The organism is Ruegeria sp. F12, assembly GCF_056533885.1.
This window is the reverse complement of record NZ_JBQFOV010000006.1, coordinates 41,976-58,437: the sequence shown is the minus strand read 5'-3', so window position 1 is coordinate 58,437 and position 16,462 is coordinate 41,976. Positions and strand designations below refer to the sequence as shown.

Here is a 16,462-nt window from a genome sequence, read left to right as displayed (position 1 = left end):
GGACGTGGGGTTATCTGTATATGAACGAATTCACATGTTAATCGGTGATATGCGCGTGTTTTCGCGCATATGCACCACTGGGTTTGGTTCTGGGGGCCTATTCCCCGTAGGGTACCCAGATGTTTTTGACCTCGGTCGCGGCTTGCAGGAAGCGGCGCGTCTGATCCGCGTTCCAGTCTGTCGCGGCCCCATTGTTGACCCATGTCCGCTTGAGATTCCCCGCCGAGGCTTTCTGAATCTCGGCCGACAGATCGGTCGATGAGAATGACCAGACCGCATCCACATTCAGATGCGAGGCCAGGGGTTTGGCCAGCTCCGCGTGGCTGCCGGTCAGGATATTGACCACGCCCGCAGGCACGTCCGAAGTTTCGAGGATCTGGTAGAAATCCGTTGCTGCCAGCGGATAGGGCTCGGAGGCCGCCAGCACCACCCGGTTGCCCATCGCAATCGCCGGGGCCATGGCCGAGATCAGGCCCAGCAAAGGCGCCTCATCCGCGCACAGCGCGCCAATCACACCAACGGGTTCCTTCATCGCAAGGGCAACACCCCGGATCGGAACGCCATGCACCTGACCGTCATATTTGTCGGCCCATGCAGCGGCGGTGAACAGGCGCTGGATCGAGGTCTCAATCTCAGCCGCGCCGGTCTTGCCGCCGGTCATGGCGTCGATCCGCGCGGCGAATTCATCTGCGCGGGCCGAGAGGTTTTCGCCGATATAATACAGGATCTGCGCCCGCAGATGGCCGGTGGTCTTGGCCCAGCCTTTCGCGCCCGCCGCGGCTTCTACCGCGTTGCGCACGTCTTTGCGGTTGGCCAGACCCACATGACCCAGAAGGCCTGATTTGCCCCAGACGGGTTTCGAATAGCCTCCGTCCGGTCGCGCTTGCTTGCCGCCCACATACATTTTGGCGGTGCGATCAATAGGATCAACCGGCGCGCCTTGGCCCATTGCAGCCTCGACCTTGGCCAGCGGCTTGGTCTTGCCTTTGGGTTTGGTATAGGCGGCCAGTCCTTCCCAGCCGCCTTCACGGCCAAATCCGCTTTCGCGCACGCCTCCGAAACCGGCGGCTGCGTCGAACAGGTTGGTGGCATTCACCCAGACCACGCCCGCAACCAGCTTGGGCGCGATATCCAGCGCGAGGTTCACATTCTCGGTCCAGACCGTCGCGGCCAACCCATAGCGGGTGTTGTTGGCCAACTCGAGCGCTTCGGCTGGGGTGCGGAAGGTCGACGAGACCAGAACCGGGCCAAAGATTTCCTCCTGCATCAGAGGGTCCGAGGTTTCGAGGCCGGAAATCAGTGTAGGCGGGTAAAAACAGCCATTTTCGGGCAGTGCGCAGGCCGCCTGATAAACCTCACCTGCGGTGTTGCTGTCGACCATGCCTTTGATCGTCTGCAACTGGATCGGGTCCACAACTGCGCCCACGTCGATGCATTTGTCCAGCGGATCGCCGATGCGCAAGCCATCCATCCGTGCGCGCAGCTTGGCGTGGAACCTGTCGGCAATACCTTCTTGTACCAACAGGCGCGAGCCTGCACAGCAGACCTGACCCTGATTGAACCAGATCGCATCGACCAGCCCCTCGATAGCTGAATCGATATCGGCATCGTCGAACACGATATAGGCGGACTTGCCGCCCAGCTCCAACGTCAGTTCCTTGCCGGATCCAGCGGTTGCCTCGCGGATGTGCCGCCCCACGGCGGTCGAGCCGGTAAAGGCAATCTTGTCCACATCAGCGTTTACGATCATCTCACCCACCGCGCCATCACCGGTGACGATATTGACCACACCCTTGGGCAACCCAGCCTGCGTGCAGATATCGGCAAACAGCAGGGCTGTCAGCGAGGTATACTCGGCAGGTTTCAGGACCACCGTATTTCCCATCGCCAGCGCTGGCGCGATCTTCCACGCCAGCATCAGCAGCGGGAAGTTCCACGGGATGATCTGTCCGCACACGCCCAAAGCTTGTGCATCAGGCAACTCGCTCTCCATCAACTGCGCCATGCCTGCGTGGTAATAGAAATGCCGCTGGGCTAAGGGGATGTCGATGTCCCGCGATTCGCGGATCGGTTTGCCGTTGTCGAGGCTTTCCAGCACCGCAAACAAACGCGAATGTTTCTGCAACAGCCGCGCAATGGCATAGAGATACCGCGCCCGTCCCGCGCCTCCCAGCTTCTCCCACTTGGGTTGCGCCTTGCGGGCTGCGGCCACTGCGGCGTCCACGTCGGCCTGTTTGGCTTGAGTCAGCTTGGCCAACACTTCTCCGGTCGCCGGGTTACGGCTGTCAAACCCTTTGCCGGGTTTGGTAAAGGCCCCGTCGATATAGTGGCCGAATTTGTCACCCTGATCGACCAGCCAAGCCAGCGCCTCGGCTGCGCTTTCGGGGGCGGGGCCGTAGTCCATGGTTTCGAAAATCTCTTTGACTGTCATTGTTCTTGTCCTCAGCCCATGGAGTGACGGTAGCCAGCCGAGTACGCCCCGGTGACATAATGTTCCAACTGCCGCTCGATATCGCCAAGCAGCGAGGACGCACCAAAGCGGAACAGGTCCGGCTCCAGCCAGCGATCGCCCAGCTCGTCCTTGATCAGCGACAGATAGACCAGCGCATCCTTGGCTTTGGAAATCCCGCCCGCAGGTTTGTAGCCGACGCGGTATCCTGTGAGGTCATAGTAGTCGCGGATAGCGCGGATCATCACCAGAGAGACGGGCAGGGTGGCGTTAACGCTTTCCTTGCCGGTCGAGGTCTTGATGAAATCCGCCCCCGCCATCATGCACACGACCGAGGCGCGAGCGACATTGCGCAGGCTGCCCAATTCTCCGGTCGCCAGAATGGCTTTGACATGGGCGTCGCCACAGGCGGCACGGAAAGCCTTCATCTCGTCATACAGAGCCTGCCAGTCGCCTGACAGCACGTGACGGCGCGAGATCACGATGTCGATTTCCTCGGCCCCAGCCTTTACGCTTTCTTCGATCTCGGCCACGCGCAGATGGAAGGGGGACAGACCCGCAGGGAACCCGGTTGAGACAGCAGCCACCGGAATGCCAGTGCCTTTTAGCGCCGCAACAGCTGGTTCGATCATGTCGTGATAGACACAAACCGCACCCGTGGTGATCGGCGGCATGTCCATCGCTTGCAATAGCGCGGGGGCTACAGGCTGACGCGCCTTGGCGCACAAGCGGCGCACGCGGCCCACCGTGTCATCGCCCGACAAAGTGGTCAGGTCGATCATCGTGATTGCCTTCAGCAGCCAAGCGGCCTGATAATCTTTCTTTACAGAACGACGACCGGGCAGGGTGGCGGCACGGCGTTCAATGGCTGAGGTGTTGGCCTGCACGGCGCGCACCCAGTCCAAATCCAGATCCATACCCGGATTGCGGGGTTCGGTCACTTGCGGCAGATGCGCGGTGCGCACGGGGCTCTGCGTTTCCATCATCGCGTCCTTTGGGAGATTTGAGCCAAAATCGCATGGGTTGCGTCTAAAGAAAAGGGCAAGCGAGTGCGTTTCAGTCATTTTTTTGACCAAATGGACAAATATTGTCGCCTTTTTTGCGAATAATTCGCAATAGCATTGACTAAGTTGCGAATGGTTCGCATATTAACGGTCATGGGGATATCAGATCGGGGTCTGACATGATTCGTCGTAGCTTTCTTGCAGCGCTGGCTTTTGCCGTTGCTCTGCCTATCTCGGCGCTGGCCGAAGCGCCGCTTAAAGTGGTGGCGACAACCGGTATGATTGCAGATGCCGTGCGTCAGGTCGGTGGGGACCAGGTCGAGGTCAAGGGCCTGATGGGCCCCGGTGTAGACCCGCACGCTTATCGCCAGACCCGCAGCGATATCGTCGCAATGACCCGCGCAGATCTTATCCTATGGCACGGCCTGTATCTTGAAGCGCAAATGGAGGATTTCTTCCACGACCTGTCTCGCAAGCGCAACGTGGTGGCCGTTGCCGAAGGGATCGACACGTCCAAGCTGCGCGCCCATGATGATTACGCCGACAAATTCGACCCGCATGTGTGGATGAGCCCGGCCCTGTGGCGCGACGTGGTGGCTCAGGTGCAAAATGCGCTGACCGACACCCGCCCAGAAGCGGCCGAAATTTTCGCGGCCAATGCCCAGGCCCATCTGGCCGAGATTGCTCAGTTGGAAGCCTATGGGAAACAGATGCTGGCCGCCGTCCCAAAGGACAATCGCATTCTGGTGACGGCCCACGACGCATTTGGCTATTTCGGTGCGGAATACGGCTATGCGGTGCTGGGCATTCAGGGCATCTCGACCCAGTCCGAGGCTGGTCTGAACCGGATCGGCGAACTGGTCGATACGCTGGTTGATCAGAAATTGACGGCGGTGTTCGTGGAAAGCTCGGTTTCGGACCGATCCATTCGCGCGCTGATCGAAGGTGCCGCGGCTAAGGGGCATCAGGTGGCCGTGGGTGGTGAGTTGTATTCGGACGCGATGGGCGAACCCGGCACGTATGAGGGCACCTATATCGGAATGCTGGATCACAATATCACTGTCATTGCCAGCGCGCTGGGTGCGGATGCACCGGCACTGGGCATGAATGGCAAATTGTCGGCGGGGTTCTGAGATGACACTTGAACTGGCCGCAAATCACGGAGTTTCGGTTCAGGAAAACGGGCTGGGCAGTAGCCCTCTGGCCATTCGCGGGCTGACCGTGTCCTACGGCCAGAAGCCGGCGGTGTTCTCGGTGGATATGACCGTGCAGCCTGGCGCTATGACTGCGATTATTGGGCCGAACGGCGCTGGTAAGTCGACTCTGTTGAAGGCTGCGTTGGGAATTGTGCCCGCGCTGTCGGGCCAGGTGACGGTTTACGGCGACGCGCTTGAGAAACAGCGCGCTCGCATCGCCTATGTCCCGCAGCGCGCCAGCGTGGATTGGGATTTCCCGGCCCGCGTGATTGACGTGGTCCTGATGGGTCTGTCGCGTCAGTTGGGTCTGTTGGGCCGTGTTCGTGCTCGGCATATGGCTTGTGCGATGGATTGCCTGAACCGTGTCGGCATGCGTGATTTCGCGGACCGTCAGATCGGTCAGCTTTCGGGCGGTCAGCAACAGCGGGTGTTTCTGGCGCGCGCTCTGGCGCAGGATGCTGATCTGTACCTATTGGACGAACCCTTTGCCGGGGTCGATGCGGCCACCGAAAAGGCCATCATTGCAGTGCTGAAAGCGCTGAAAGAGGCTGGGAAGACCGTGGTCGTCGTGCATCACGATCTGGCCACCGTCACCGACTATTTCGACCATGTCTTCCTGATCAATACCAGCAAGGTGGCGGAAGGTCCTGTGAATCAGGCTTTCACAGCCGAGACTTTGCAGGCCGCCTATGGGGGCCGTCTGGCCACCGCTCAGATCGACCAGATTTCGCGCGCGCTGGGATAATCTATGCTTTGGGACGCTCTGACCCTTCAGCTGGGCTATAACGCCTCGCTTGTTACCATTGGGGCTGCGCTGCTGGGCGTGTCGGCGGGGGTGACGGGCACGTTCCTGTTTCTTCGCAAACGCGCGCTGGTCAGCGATGCGATCAGCCATGCAACGCTGCCCGGTGTGTGTCTGGCCTTCATGGTGCTGGTTGCCTTTGGCGGCGACGGACGCAACCTGCTGGGACTGCTGGCTGGTTCGGCCCTGTCGGCTTGGGTGGGCCTGCTGTGCATGAACTGGTTGACCCGCCACACGCGGTTGGCCGAGGATGCTGCGATCGGCGCGGTTCTGTCGGTGTTCTTTGGCTTCGGTATCGTACTGCTGACTGTGATCCAGACTATGGGCGTGGGTCGTCAGGCGGGGTTGGAAGGGTTCCTGTTGGGCTCGACCGCCGGGATGCTGTGGGCGGATGCACTGATCATCGCTGTCGGAGGCGCTGCGACGCTGGTACTGGTGATGATCCTGCGCCGACCCATGACGATGGTGGCCTTTGACCCTGAATATGCTGCCGCCCGAGGGCTGCCGGCGCATCGCATCGACCTTGCGATGATGGGGCTGGTGATGGCCGTCACTGTGGTCGGCTTGAAAATCGTCGGACTGATCCTGATCGTGGCATTGTTGATCATCCCTGCCGTCACGGCACGGTTTTGGACTGAACGGTCCGACCGGGTGGTCCTGTTGGCCGGGGTCGCCGGAGGGGTCTCGGGCTATGTCGGCGCGGCGCTGTCGGCCTCGGCCCCGAACCTGCCGACGGGTCCGATCATCGTGCTGGTCAGCTTTGCCCTGTTTGCCCTGTCGCTGTTGCTTGCTCCGGTGCGTGGCGTTCTGGCCGCCGTGCTGCGTCATCTGCGCTTTCAGCGCCGGGTTCATATTCGTCAAGGCCTGCTGGCGTTGGCGCAGGGGCAGAAGATCTACGAACCTCTGACCCTGCGCCTGTTGAAACGCGCAGGCCTGGCCCGCGCCGATGGGGTCGCGACCGAGGCTGGCAAGGCCCGCGCGGCCAAGGCCCTGCGGGATGAAAAACGCTGGGAAATCGTCCGCGCCGATCAGGCGCATGAGGCGACAGCCGCGCTCTATGACGGGTTGCGCGATATTGAGACCGTCTTGACCCGCGACCAGATCGCTGAGATCGATCGCCAGATCGGCGGCCCGCAGGGGGTGGTGGCATGAGCGGTGAAGAGTTTGTACCCCTGTCCTTAACGCCCTTGCTGATTGGCACTTTTGCGGCGATTGCCTGCGCGTTACCGGGCAACTTTCTGGTGCTGCGCAAACAGGCGCTGATTGGCGATGCGATCAGCCATGTGGTGCTGCCGGGAATTGTGGTGGCCTTTATCCTGACCGGAGCGATCTCGACCTGGCCCATGATGCTGGGTGCGGCAGGGGCCGCGGTTGTCGCCGTGGTGATGATCGAGGCGATCCGGAGGCTGGGCCAGATCGAATCCGGTGCCGCGATGGGTGTGGTCTTTACCACTATGTTCGCCGCCGGGGTGCTATTGCTGGAGCAGACCGATACTTCGACCGTGCATCTGGACGTGGAACATGCGCTTTACGGCAATCTGGAAAGCCTGATCTGGCTGGACGCAGTGGGTTGGTCGTCGCTTTTGGATATTGACGCACTGGCGGGCCTGCCGCCTGAACTGTTGCGCATCGCACTGACGCTGGCTGCGGTGTCTGTGTTTACATGGCTGTTCTGGCGGCCGCTCAAGATCTCTACCTTCGACGAGGGCTTTGCCCGCACCATCGGTATCCGGACCGGCCCGCTTGGGTTTGCGCTGGTGATCACCGCTGCCATCGCTGCCGTAGCAGCGTTTGATGCGGTGGGGTCGATCATCGTGATCGCCATGTTTATCTGCCCACCCGCAGCCGCGCGGATGATGACCAATCGGCTGGAAACGCAAATCGCCTGGTCCGTCGCCTTTGCAGTGACCTCGGCCGTGCTGGGCTATGTGCTGGCCGGATATGGCCCCCTGTGGTTGGGTATGGCGGATGCCGTCAGTGCGGCTGGCATGATCGCAACGGTAGCTGGGCTGTTCCTGGCCGTGGCGGCAATCTGGGGGCCATGCCGGACGCGCGCCGGGGCGCCGGGATCGGCGTAAACGCGCGCTTATGTCGGCTGAACTTTGCCCAACACCACTGACTGGCCAGAGTTCGCAAGCCTCAATAGCCGTTTCGTGCTACGAACGCCGCATCAAGCGAACGACCACCACTCACATTGGACCGTTCGGACAATCGTTGCCTCTGTGTTGCTTTGTTGGGTGACACGACGATTGTCCGAACGCCCCCTCAATCAGAAAATTGACCTCTGCAAACCAGTGGTAGAATCGTGCGTGCCTGTGCTAGGTCTGGGGGTATGGCGCAGGTAAACCCCAATATCAGCGATTCCCGTCCCGTAATTCGGCAATTGGACGACGCAGCGATCAACCGTATCGCGGCGGGTGAAGTTGTTGAGCGCCCCGCTTCGGCTGTGAAAGAGCTGGTCGAGAATGCGATTGATGCGGGATCGACCCGAATTGCCATTGATATTGCCGATGGCGGCAAGACGCTGATTCGCGTCACCGATGATGGCTGCGGGATTGCGGCGGATGATCTGCCGCTGGCCTTGTCGCGGCACGCGACCTCGAAAATCGACGGTTCGGACCTGCTGAACATCCACACATTTGGGTTCCGGGGCGAGGCGCTGCCCTCGCTGGGGGCCGTAGGTCGACTAACCATTACCAGTCGCGTGCCGGGGGCCGAGGCCGCGTCGGTTCACGTCTCGGGTGGCAGAATGGAGGCGGTGAAACCCGCAGCCTTGCGCGCGGGCACGGTGGTCGAGCTGCGCGACTTGTTCTTTGCCACGCCCGCCCGGCTGAAATTCATGCGCACCGACCGGGCCGAGGCACAGGCGATCACCGACACCGTGAAACGTCTGGCGATGGCAGAGCCCGCGATCACCTTCACCCTGCGCGATGTCTCGGGCGGGGGAGAGGGGCGCGTGACCTTCCGCGCCGACCGAGAGAATGGCGATCTGTTCGATGCCTTGCACGCCCGTCTGGCTCGCGTGATCGGGCGCGAGTTTGCCGAGAACGCGTTGCAGATCGACGCTTCGCGTGAGGGGATCAGGCTGTACGGATTCGCCGCCTTGCCGACCTATTCGCGGGGTGCTGCGGTGGCGCAGTACCAGTTCGTCAATGGCCGTCCGGTGCGGGACAAGATACTGACCGGGGCGCTGCGGGCGGCGTATTTCGATTTCCTGAGCCGTGACCGCTACCCGGCGGCGGCGCTGTTCATAGACTGTGACCCGACGCTGGTGGATGTGAACGTGCATCCGGCGAAGTCCGAGGTCCGGTTTCGCGATCCCGGCGTAGCGCGGGGGCTGATCGTCTCGGCCCTGCGCCACGCGCTGGCCGAGGCAGGGCATCGTGCTTCCTCGACCGTGGCAAACGCGACTTTGGGCGCGATGCGGCCGGAAGCGGCGCAGCCTGCGCAGCCCGTTCCGGCGCGAGTGTATCAAATGGATCGACCCTCAGCAGCGGCGCGGCACACGGCCTACCGGGCCCAGGCGCCGGGCTTTGCGGAACTGTCGCAGGATTACAGCGGCAGCATTGTCGAACCCGCTCCGGTCGCCGCGGAGGAACCTCCGGCACAGGACTTGCCCTTGGGCGCGGCCCGCGGGCAGGTGCACGAAAATTACATCATCGCCCAAACCGCCGATGGCATGGTGATCGTCGATCAACACGCGGCGCATGAACGCTTGGTCTATGAGAAGCTCAAACACCAGATGGCTGAGAACGGCGTCGCCGCGCAGGCGCTGCTGATCCCCGAGATCGTGGAACTGTCCGACGGCGACTGCGCGCGGCTGCTGGCCGTGGCCGACGACCTGACCCGACTTGGCCTGACGTTGGAACCCTTCGGCGGCGGGGCCATCGCCGTGCGTGAAACCCCGGCCATTCTGGGCGAAGTCGACGCCCGCGCGATGATCCTGGATATCCTTGATGAGCTGGCTGATCAGGGCGAAAGCCAGACTGTGCAGGCGCGGATCGAGGCGATCCTCAGCCGGGTGGCCTGTCATGGCTCGGTCCGGTCGGGCCGTCGGATGCGAGCCGAGGAAATGAACGCCTTGCTGCGCGAGATGGAGGCGACGCCCCATTCCGGTCAATGCAACCATGGGCGGCCGACTTATGTGGAACTGAAATTGTCTGATATCGAACGTCTGTTCGGGCGCAGTTGATCCCGCCGCATGCGCGCGATATGAAGAATAAAACAAGAACATCCGAGGCGACATGATTGAGATTGCTGGCACCCAAATCGCCCTGAACGACCCCGTGATCTTGATCGGGGGCGGCGTGGTGGCGCTGATCCTGCTGCTGCTGTTTCTGTCACTGCGGGCGGCGCAGCGGTCGGCACGCTTGGCCGAGCCGCTGGCGCGGCAGATGGCGCATTTGGGTCAGCATGTGCAGCAATTGGGGCAGGGGCAGGAACAATTGCGCGGGGGGCTCCAGCATGTGTCAGACACGCAGGCCAATGCGCAGGTGCAGGTGATTCAAACGGTTGAGTCGCGCCTGTCCTCAGTCCAGCAGCAGATGAATGACCGGTTGGCGGATAACGCGATGAAATCTGCCCGTGCGCTGGCCGAAATGCAGGAGCGGATGAAGGAGTCGCTGCATGGCTCGTCGAAACAGACCGCTACCTCGCTGACGCAATTGCAGGAGCGCCTCGCCGCCATCGACAAGGCGCAGGACAATATCACCAAACTGTCGGGCGATGTGTTGAGCTTGCAGGATATCCTGTCGAACAAGCAGACCCGCGGCGCGTTTGGGGAAATTCAGCTGAACGACATCGTCTCAAAGGCGCTGCCCTCGGACAGTTTCCAATTGCAGGCCACGCTGTCGAACGGGCGGCGCGCCGATTGCCTGATAAACCTGCCGAACCCGCCGGGTCCCATCGTGATCGACAGCAAATTCCCGCTTGAGGCTTATGAGGCGCTGATCGGGTCCACCAATGATGCCGAGTTAAAAGCGGCGGTGCAGATGTTCCGAAGCACCGTGCGCAAACATATCAACGACATTGCCGAGAAATACATCTTGGACGGCGAAACCGCCGATGGCGCGCTGATGTTCCTGCCGTCCGAGGCAGTCTATGCCGAGTTGCACGCAAAGTTCCCCGAATTGGTGCAGGAGAGTTTCAGCAAACGGGTCTGGATCGTGTCACCTACCACCTGCATGGCCACGCTGAACACCATGCGCGCGATCCTGAAAGACGCCAGGATGCGCGAGCAGGCCGGTGCCATTCGCAAGGAGCTGGGCATGCTACACAAGGATGTCGAACGTCTGGGCGACCGCGTCTCGAACCTTGATCGACACTTCGGGCAGGCCGCCAAGGATATCTCAGAGATCAAAATAAGCGCCGAAAAGGCTGGCCGCAGGGCGCAGCGGCTGGACAATTTCGATTTCGAGGAACTGGCTCCGGACGATCACACCAACGTGGTGCCCCTGGGTAAGACCGAGGGGTAGGCGCTACTGGATCGACAGATCCAGATTATAGCCAACTGTCTTGCCGGTATCGCGGTCATTGCCCATCAGGTAGACCCGGATCGTATAGTTTCCGTTTTGAGGCAGATCGATACGCGCCGTGTTGCCGTCGATGGAACCGATATAAATCGCCTCACCCTCGCTGCCCGGCGGCAGGATGTTGAAATAGATCACGCCGTTGCCATTTGTGTCGCTGACATTGAGTTCGGCAAACATCTCCTGCCCGGCCTGCGCGCCGAGCAAATAGTCGAAATATTCATTCCCGGTGATGGTGCCGCTTACCATCGTGCCATAGTTGCCGGGTTGGAATTTGACCTCGGCAACACTCTGGGCCGAGACCGGGAAGGTCAGCCCCAAGGTCGCTGCGACAAAGATCAGGTGTTTCATCATACAAGAACCCTCCGTTCAGCAAGGTCAGTTGAGCACGATGCACACCTATCTTCAGATCCGTAGAAACGGCTGGAACAGGCGCGGCATCAGCTTGTTGAATTTCAGTGGCGCATCGGTCACGGCCAGACAAATGCAATCCTCAGAAATATCTGCAGTCGGCGTGTGGTGCAGGTCTTCATCTGCGATTTCCACGTCGCCACGTGCGAAATGGTCGACCTCATCCGAAAATGCGCCCTGCAGCACCATCGTCAATTCCATGCCATTGTGGCTGTGATCCGGCACGGCAGCCCCGGCGGGAATGAACAACAAACGCGCAGTCGCCTCATGGGTGGTCGGCAGAATCGCCTGTTTCACGCCCATGCCGATCGATCGCCATTTGATGTCATTGACGTTGCCGCCTACATAATCCTGCAACGGAGTCGGCAGGACCGAACAGCCCGGACGCACCGGCTTGGCAACAGGGGCACCTTGGGCGATCATCGCCATAGTCGCGGCCAGCGACCCGTCGTTCATGCTGACGGTGGCGTCCTGTTCCTGCAACACGCACCCGCCCACCGCATCAAAGCTTTCAGCCCGCGCGCGGCAATGGTCGCACAGGGTCAGATGCGTGGCGACCATCAGGTCGAACGCCTCGGGAAGGGTGCCTGCCGCATAGGCCATCAGCAGGTCGTCAGTCAGGTGATGTTTGATCTTGTTGCTCATCATCGTCATCTCAGTTCATAGCATGGCGCAAGCGGTCCAGCGCCAGCCGAATACGTGATTTGATCGTGCCCAGCGGCAATCCGGTCTGCGAGGCGATCTCGCGATGACTCAGGTCGCCAAAATAGGCCTTTTCAATCAACTCTCTTTGCGCCTCGGGCAACGCGGTCAACGCGTCGCGCAGCTGCGCGGTTTCCTGTTGCAGCGCCATGACGTCGTGCTGATCCGGCTCGGCCTCGGGACCCCATCCCAGATCTTCGGGCTCGGGGCGGCGTTGCCTGCGCAGCACATCGATGCGCTTGTTCCGTGCAATCGTGAACACCCATGTGGCCACGGTCGCCCGAGTTGGGTCGAACAGATGCGCCTTGTGCCACAAGGTCGCCATCACCTCTTGAGCGCATTCCTCGGCCATGGCCGCATCCGACCCCGACTTGATCAGGAACGCTTTAACCCGAGGCGCAAAATGCTGAAACAGCTCGGCAAAAGCCGCCTGATCCTGCGCGTCCCGGATGCGGGCCACATGGCCCACCCATTCGGTTCTGGTCTCACAACTGCCGTTTGCGTGGTTCACCGGTCGTCCCTTGATGCGTCGCTTGACGCGCAATGGCCTCACTACGGGCCCATCGGCCACCGGTTCATCCAAGCGCGCGGTATCGCTCTCGGTAAACATAACCATATTACGTGGAAGGTCCCAAGTCGGATCACTCTCACAGATAATTTTAATCCGTTGCAGTGTTTTCAGCGTAATGTGAATATCCAAGGACGGGCGAAAACAGCGCCGATTGAACGGTTTACAGGCAGATTGGAAAAAGTGGCATGAACCGGATCGACCATATCGCAGGCCACACTTATCATGGCCGGAAGGGGGCGATTGAAAATGCCTTCCGATACTCGGTCGACTATATCCTGCTGAACCCCGAGGCCGAGGTTCAGACGCCACGTTTGTTTTCATTGGACCGCGCGAACATCGTCAACTGGCGCAAACGCGATCACGGCGGTGCGCCGGGGAAAGGCCAGGGGGCGGCTTGGCTGCGCGACCAGTTCACACAGTTGGGTGTGTCACAACCCGCAACCCTGACCCTGCTGACGCAGCCGCGCGTGCTGGGTCACGTATTCAACCCGGTCAGCTTCTGGTTCTGTTTCGATGAGGATGATCAGCTTTACGCTGTAGTGGCCGAGGTAACGAATACCTTTGGCACGCGACACAGTTATCTGTGCCACAACCCGAATTTCGCGCCCATTCAGCCCTCGGACCGGATCGTGGCGGACAAGTTGATGCATGTATCACCGTTCCAGAAAATCGAAGGATCTTATACGTTTCGCTTCGACTATCGGCCTGACAAGGTGGGTGTCTGGATCGATTATGGCCGCAAGAAAGGCGGGTTGATTGCGACCCTCAGCGGCCCACGCGCACCGCTGTCGGATCGGACAATCCTTTGGTCCTTAGTCCGGCGTCCCTTCGGCGCGCGGCGCGCGTTTTTCCTGATCCTTTGGCAGGCGTTGAAGCTTAAGTTGAAGAAGGCGCGTTTTCGTCCGTTCCGCCATGCACCCGTGCCCAATCATCCGGTTTCGCGCATTCGCGAACCCTAGGGTCAGGAGCCATTAATCTTGCGCCACTGGCGCGCGAACGGCAAATAGGCAGTGCTTTTGGGCGCGCAGGGACTGGCGGTGTCAATTTCAAGCGATCAAAGCCGCTGCTTTGCAGCTGTTCATGCGTCCGAAGGATTTGACTGATTTTGCCTCTGAGCTGCGTTACATCCTTTAGAAATAGAACCACTATTCCAGCAAGGATGTGCCTTGTCAGAACCAAAATCAGTCAAACCAATGGCGCAAGATTAATGGCTCCTGGCCCTAGTTTGCGTAAGATCAAAGACTCAGCCCGGCGAGGGTGGTTGTGGTACTATAGAGACCGCGAACACGAGGAGTTGGGACATGTTGGAAATCTCGGCAAGAAAAATCGCTCAGGTCGCCATGATGGGACGTGAGTTGGACCGGGCCGAGGGCGAGCTGCGCGCTTTCATCGACCGGATGGGCGAAGATGAGCAGGCCGAATTGGTTGCGGTCATGTGGATCGGGCGCGAAAGCTTTTTCGCCGAAGATCTGGCCGAAGCCATCGCCACCGCCAAGTCCGAGGCCTCGACCCCCTGCGCGGATTACCTGATCGGAACGCCACATCTGTCGGATCATCTGGAAAACGGTTTGGACGCTTTGGGCATTTCCGCCGAGGATGTGGAAAACGACCTGATGTAACCAGGTCGGATCTAAGCCGAAGGCAGGTTCGCCTGTGCGCGGTGGCTGAACATGATCTGGTCCGATTGTACATCTGACCGGAAATCAGCCGCCCGACCCGGAACAGCTTGATAGAACGGGCGAAGCCCCGGTTCGACCTCGGTCGCCAGCGTTGCGCACAGGTTGCAGTGCTTCTTGATCTGCACATAGGATTGCCGCTGTCGAATGGCTGCGATCATATCGCCATGCGCCGCCGCGAGTTCCATAAACCTAGGCGAAGTGCGCAGCGTAGTGTTACCAACCAGAAGAAAAACAGCCTCAAGCTCGGACTTGCCCTTCAGATCGACAAATCCAGCTTCGAGCATCGCCAGATCCTGCCGCGCGGCCTTGTAGACGGAGCTGGAAACGAGGATGTCATATTCCACGTGGCGGCAGCTTTGTTCGATCCGAGCGGCCACATTCACCACATCGCCAATGACCGTATAGTTGAACCGGCTGCGCGATCCGATATTGCCCACACAAGCCAGACCGGTGGCGCATCCTGTCGCCAATGCGATCGGTGGGCGACCCTTCATGACATCGGAGGCGTTGAACCGGATCAAGGCCTGCCGCATCAACAGCGCTGAATGGGCGGCGCGGCAGGGATGATCCTCGACTGGCAGCGGCGCGTTCCAAAACGCCATGACCGCATCGCCAATGAACTTGTCGATGGTTCCCCGTTCGTGCAGGATCTGATCTCCGACCTGTGAGAACAGCTCATTCAGCAATGCCACCAGATCAGTGGCCGACACGGATTCAGACAGCGGCGTAAACCCTCTGATGTCCGAGAACATGACGGTGATTTCCTGCGTCTCGCCACCCAGTTGCAGGCGATGGCCCGAAACCTCCATCTCATCCAGAATTTCCGGGGCAACGTAGTGTGAGAACACCTGCCGGATTTCCCGCTTTTCCCGCTCGGTCGTGACAAATAGGTACCCCGCCAGTAAGCCGAAATTGGCCATTCCACCCAGCAGCGGAAAGGTCACGTCAAACAGGGTGAGCTGGTTCTGAAAAGCAAGCCAGCTGGTGCCCAAAACCGCGGCCGCTGCCACCCCGCCAGCAACGAATGAGGCGACCGCGCCAAAACTGGACATCACTGCAATCACGATCAGGCCTAGCAATACGAAAGACACCAGCTCCAGCGCTGCCGTCACATCCGACCGGTTTAGCATTTCACCTGTAAAAATCTGCTCCAGCAACTGCGCGTGGATCGACACGCCCGGCACCGACTCGCCCAGCGCGGTCTGATGCATGTCGAACAGACCCGCCGCCGAGGTACCGACAAGGATAATCCGTCCTTCGATCTCCGCCCTGAGTGCGGGATCACCTGGGGTTTGCATGACCCTGTCGGCCGATAGGTAAAGGTCCGGCTGGTCATGTCGATACCTGACCCAGACCTCACCGTTTTCGGTGGTCGGCAGGCGGAAATCTCCCAGCTCAACCGCGAGCATGATCCCCTCCTCATCTGCCGAGCCCTCGGCCAGAATGAACGGTGCGTCCAGCGCGACCCTCAGCGCTTCGATCCCCAAACCGGGCATCGGACCGTTCGGGCCGCCCCACAAAACTGGGACGCGTCTAATGATCCCGGTACCACCCAGTGGCGAGACGTTTACCCCGCCAATCCCCGCAGCGCTGCGATCCAAGGGAGGCGCGATCGGGGTCCAATGAGGGACTGAGATCAATCCGGAGGTCGGTGCTTCTCCGATCTCGATGATCCCGGCCTTGGGGGCAACATTGCTGCCCTCCTGCGAGATACGAGCCGCCGTGCCCATCACCACCGGCCAATGGGCGGCTTCGAGCCCGAAAAGCACGTCATAGTCCACCTTCTGTGCATGACGTTCCACGGTCAGAACGCCGTCCAGCGCAGGGTCGTTGAGCAACCGGGCGGGTGAGTATCGGTCCGGTTCGACAAACAGCATGTCAAAAGCAATAGCCGCTGCGCCATTCTCACCCAGGTTCTGGACCATCTGCGCCAGCAATGTGCGTGGCCAGGGCCATTGGCCCCAATTGGCCAGAGACTCTTCGTCAATATCCACGACTCGCACCGGCAGGTCAGGTGTGTATTCGCGGGGCGACATCCGTTGCAGCAAATCGAAATAGATCATCCGCGACATCCGCACTGGGTAAGGGTCCATGATCCGGATGAAGCATCCAAACAGAAT

Annotated in this window: 14 protein-coding genes; 8 read left to right on the top strand and 6 right to left on the bottom strand. The window is 60.4% G+C overall.

What is annotated here, in order from left to right:
• Positions 1 to 97: 97 nt before the first annotated feature.
• Together ACR0CA_RS10440 and deoC are read right to left on the bottom strand one after the other, a co-directional pair.
• Complete coding sequence (locus ACR0CA_RS10440; RefSeq protein WP_480898864.1) at positions 98 to 2,431, bottom strand: aldehyde dehydrogenase family protein; 2,334 nt, start codon at positions 2,429 to 2,431, stop codon at positions 98 to 100.
• Between the two features lie 11 nt (positions 2,432 to 2,442).
• Positions 2,443 to 3,432 carry a deoxyribose-phosphate aldolase gene (deoC, locus tag ACR0CA_RS10435; RefSeq protein ID WP_480503408.1) on the bottom strand — a complete coding sequence of 330 codons (990 nt, stop codon included), beginning with the start codon at positions 3,430 to 3,432 and terminating at the stop codon, positions 2,443 to 2,445.
• Positions 3,433 to 3,632: 200 nt separating this feature from the next.
• On the opposite strand from deoC, the gene ACR0CA_RS10430 reads away from it, so the two are divergent.
• From ACR0CA_RS10430 to ACR0CA_RS10405, 6 genes are all read left to right on the top strand, one after another.
• The gene (locus ACR0CA_RS10430; protein ID WP_480898861.1) at positions 3,633 to 4,586 is read left to right on the top strand and encodes a metal ABC transporter solute-binding protein, Zn/Mn family; all 954 of its coding nucleotides are present in this window, start codon (positions 3,633 to 3,635) and stop codon (positions 4,584 to 4,586) included.
• A 1-nt stretch (position 4,587) separates the two neighbouring features.
• Positions 4,588 to 5,394, top strand: coding sequence for a metal ABC transporter ATP-binding protein (locus ACR0CA_RS10425; RefSeq protein ID WP_480898859.1), 807 nt, complete (start codon positions 4,588 to 4,590; stop codon positions 5,392 to 5,394).
• A gap of 3 nt (positions 5,395 to 5,397) precedes the next feature.
• A complete protein-coding gene (locus tag ACR0CA_RS10420) occupies positions 5,398 to 6,603 on the top strand; it encodes a metal ABC transporter permease (RefSeq protein WP_480898856.1) in 1,206 nt (401 codons plus the stop codon).
• Positions 6,600 to 7,529: a metal ABC transporter permease gene (locus ACR0CA_RS10415; protein ID WP_480898854.1), complete on the top strand. Its 930-nt coding sequence runs from the start codon at positions 6,600 to 6,602 to the stop codon at positions 7,527 to 7,529. Before ACR0CA_RS10420 ends, ACR0CA_RS10415 begins: the two co-directional genes overlap by 4 nt.
• A gap of 254 nt (positions 7,530 to 7,783) precedes the next feature.
• Complete coding sequence (gene mutL, locus ACR0CA_RS10410; RefSeq protein WP_480898852.1) at positions 7,784 to 9,643, top strand: DNA mismatch repair endonuclease MutL; 1,860 nt, start codon at positions 7,784 to 7,786, stop codon at positions 9,641 to 9,643.
• 52 nt (positions 9,644 to 9,695) lie between these two features.
• Positions 9,696 to 10,925, top strand: coding sequence for a DNA recombination protein RmuC (locus ACR0CA_RS10405; protein ID WP_480898849.1), 1,230 nt, complete (start codon positions 9,696 to 9,698; stop codon positions 10,923 to 10,925).
• A gap of 3 nt (positions 10,926 to 10,928) precedes the next feature.
• On the opposite strand, the gene ACR0CA_RS10400 is transcribed toward ACR0CA_RS10405, so the two are convergent.
• Genes ACR0CA_RS10400 through ACR0CA_RS10390 form a run of 3 tightly spaced genes read right to left on the bottom strand, consistent with a single transcriptional unit; the run spans position 10,929 to position 12,702 of the window.
• Positions 10,929 to 11,330, bottom strand: coding sequence for a hypothetical protein (locus ACR0CA_RS10400; RefSeq protein WP_480898847.1), 402 nt, complete (start codon positions 11,328 to 11,330; stop codon positions 10,929 to 10,931).
• Between the two features lie 54 nt (positions 11,331 to 11,384).
• The gene (locus ACR0CA_RS10395) at positions 11,385 to 12,035 is read right to left on the bottom strand and encodes a ChrR family anti-sigma-E factor (RefSeq protein WP_170789584.1); all 651 of its coding nucleotides are present in this window, start codon (positions 12,033 to 12,035) and stop codon (positions 11,385 to 11,387) included.
• A 10-nt stretch (positions 12,036 to 12,045) separates the two neighbouring features.
• Entirely contained in the window at positions 12,046 to 12,702 is a 657-nt protein-coding gene (locus ACR0CA_RS10390; protein ID WP_170773067.1) for a sigma-70 family RNA polymerase sigma factor, read from the bottom strand.
• A 146-nt stretch (positions 12,703 to 12,848) separates the two neighbouring features.
• Between ACR0CA_RS10390 and ACR0CA_RS10385 the strand changes: the two genes are divergently transcribed.
• Positions 12,849 to 13,622 carry a DUF1365 domain-containing protein gene (locus ACR0CA_RS10385; protein WP_480898845.1) on the top strand — a complete coding sequence of 258 codons (774 nt, stop codon included), beginning with the start codon at positions 12,849 to 12,851 and terminating at the stop codon, positions 13,620 to 13,622.
• 342 nt (positions 13,623 to 13,964) lie between these two features.
• Entirely contained in the window at positions 13,965 to 14,282 is a 318-nt protein-coding gene (locus ACR0CA_RS10380; protein WP_170408475.1) for a DUF3775 domain-containing protein, read from the top strand.
• 11 nt (positions 14,283 to 14,293) lie between these two features.
• On the opposite strand, the gene ACR0CA_RS10375 is transcribed toward ACR0CA_RS10380, so the two are convergent.
• Entirely contained in the window at positions 14,294 to 16,435 is a 2,142-nt protein-coding gene (locus ACR0CA_RS10375; protein ID WP_480898842.1) for a CHASE2 domain-containing protein, read from the bottom strand.
• Positions 16,436 to 16,462 lie beyond the last annotated feature (27 nt).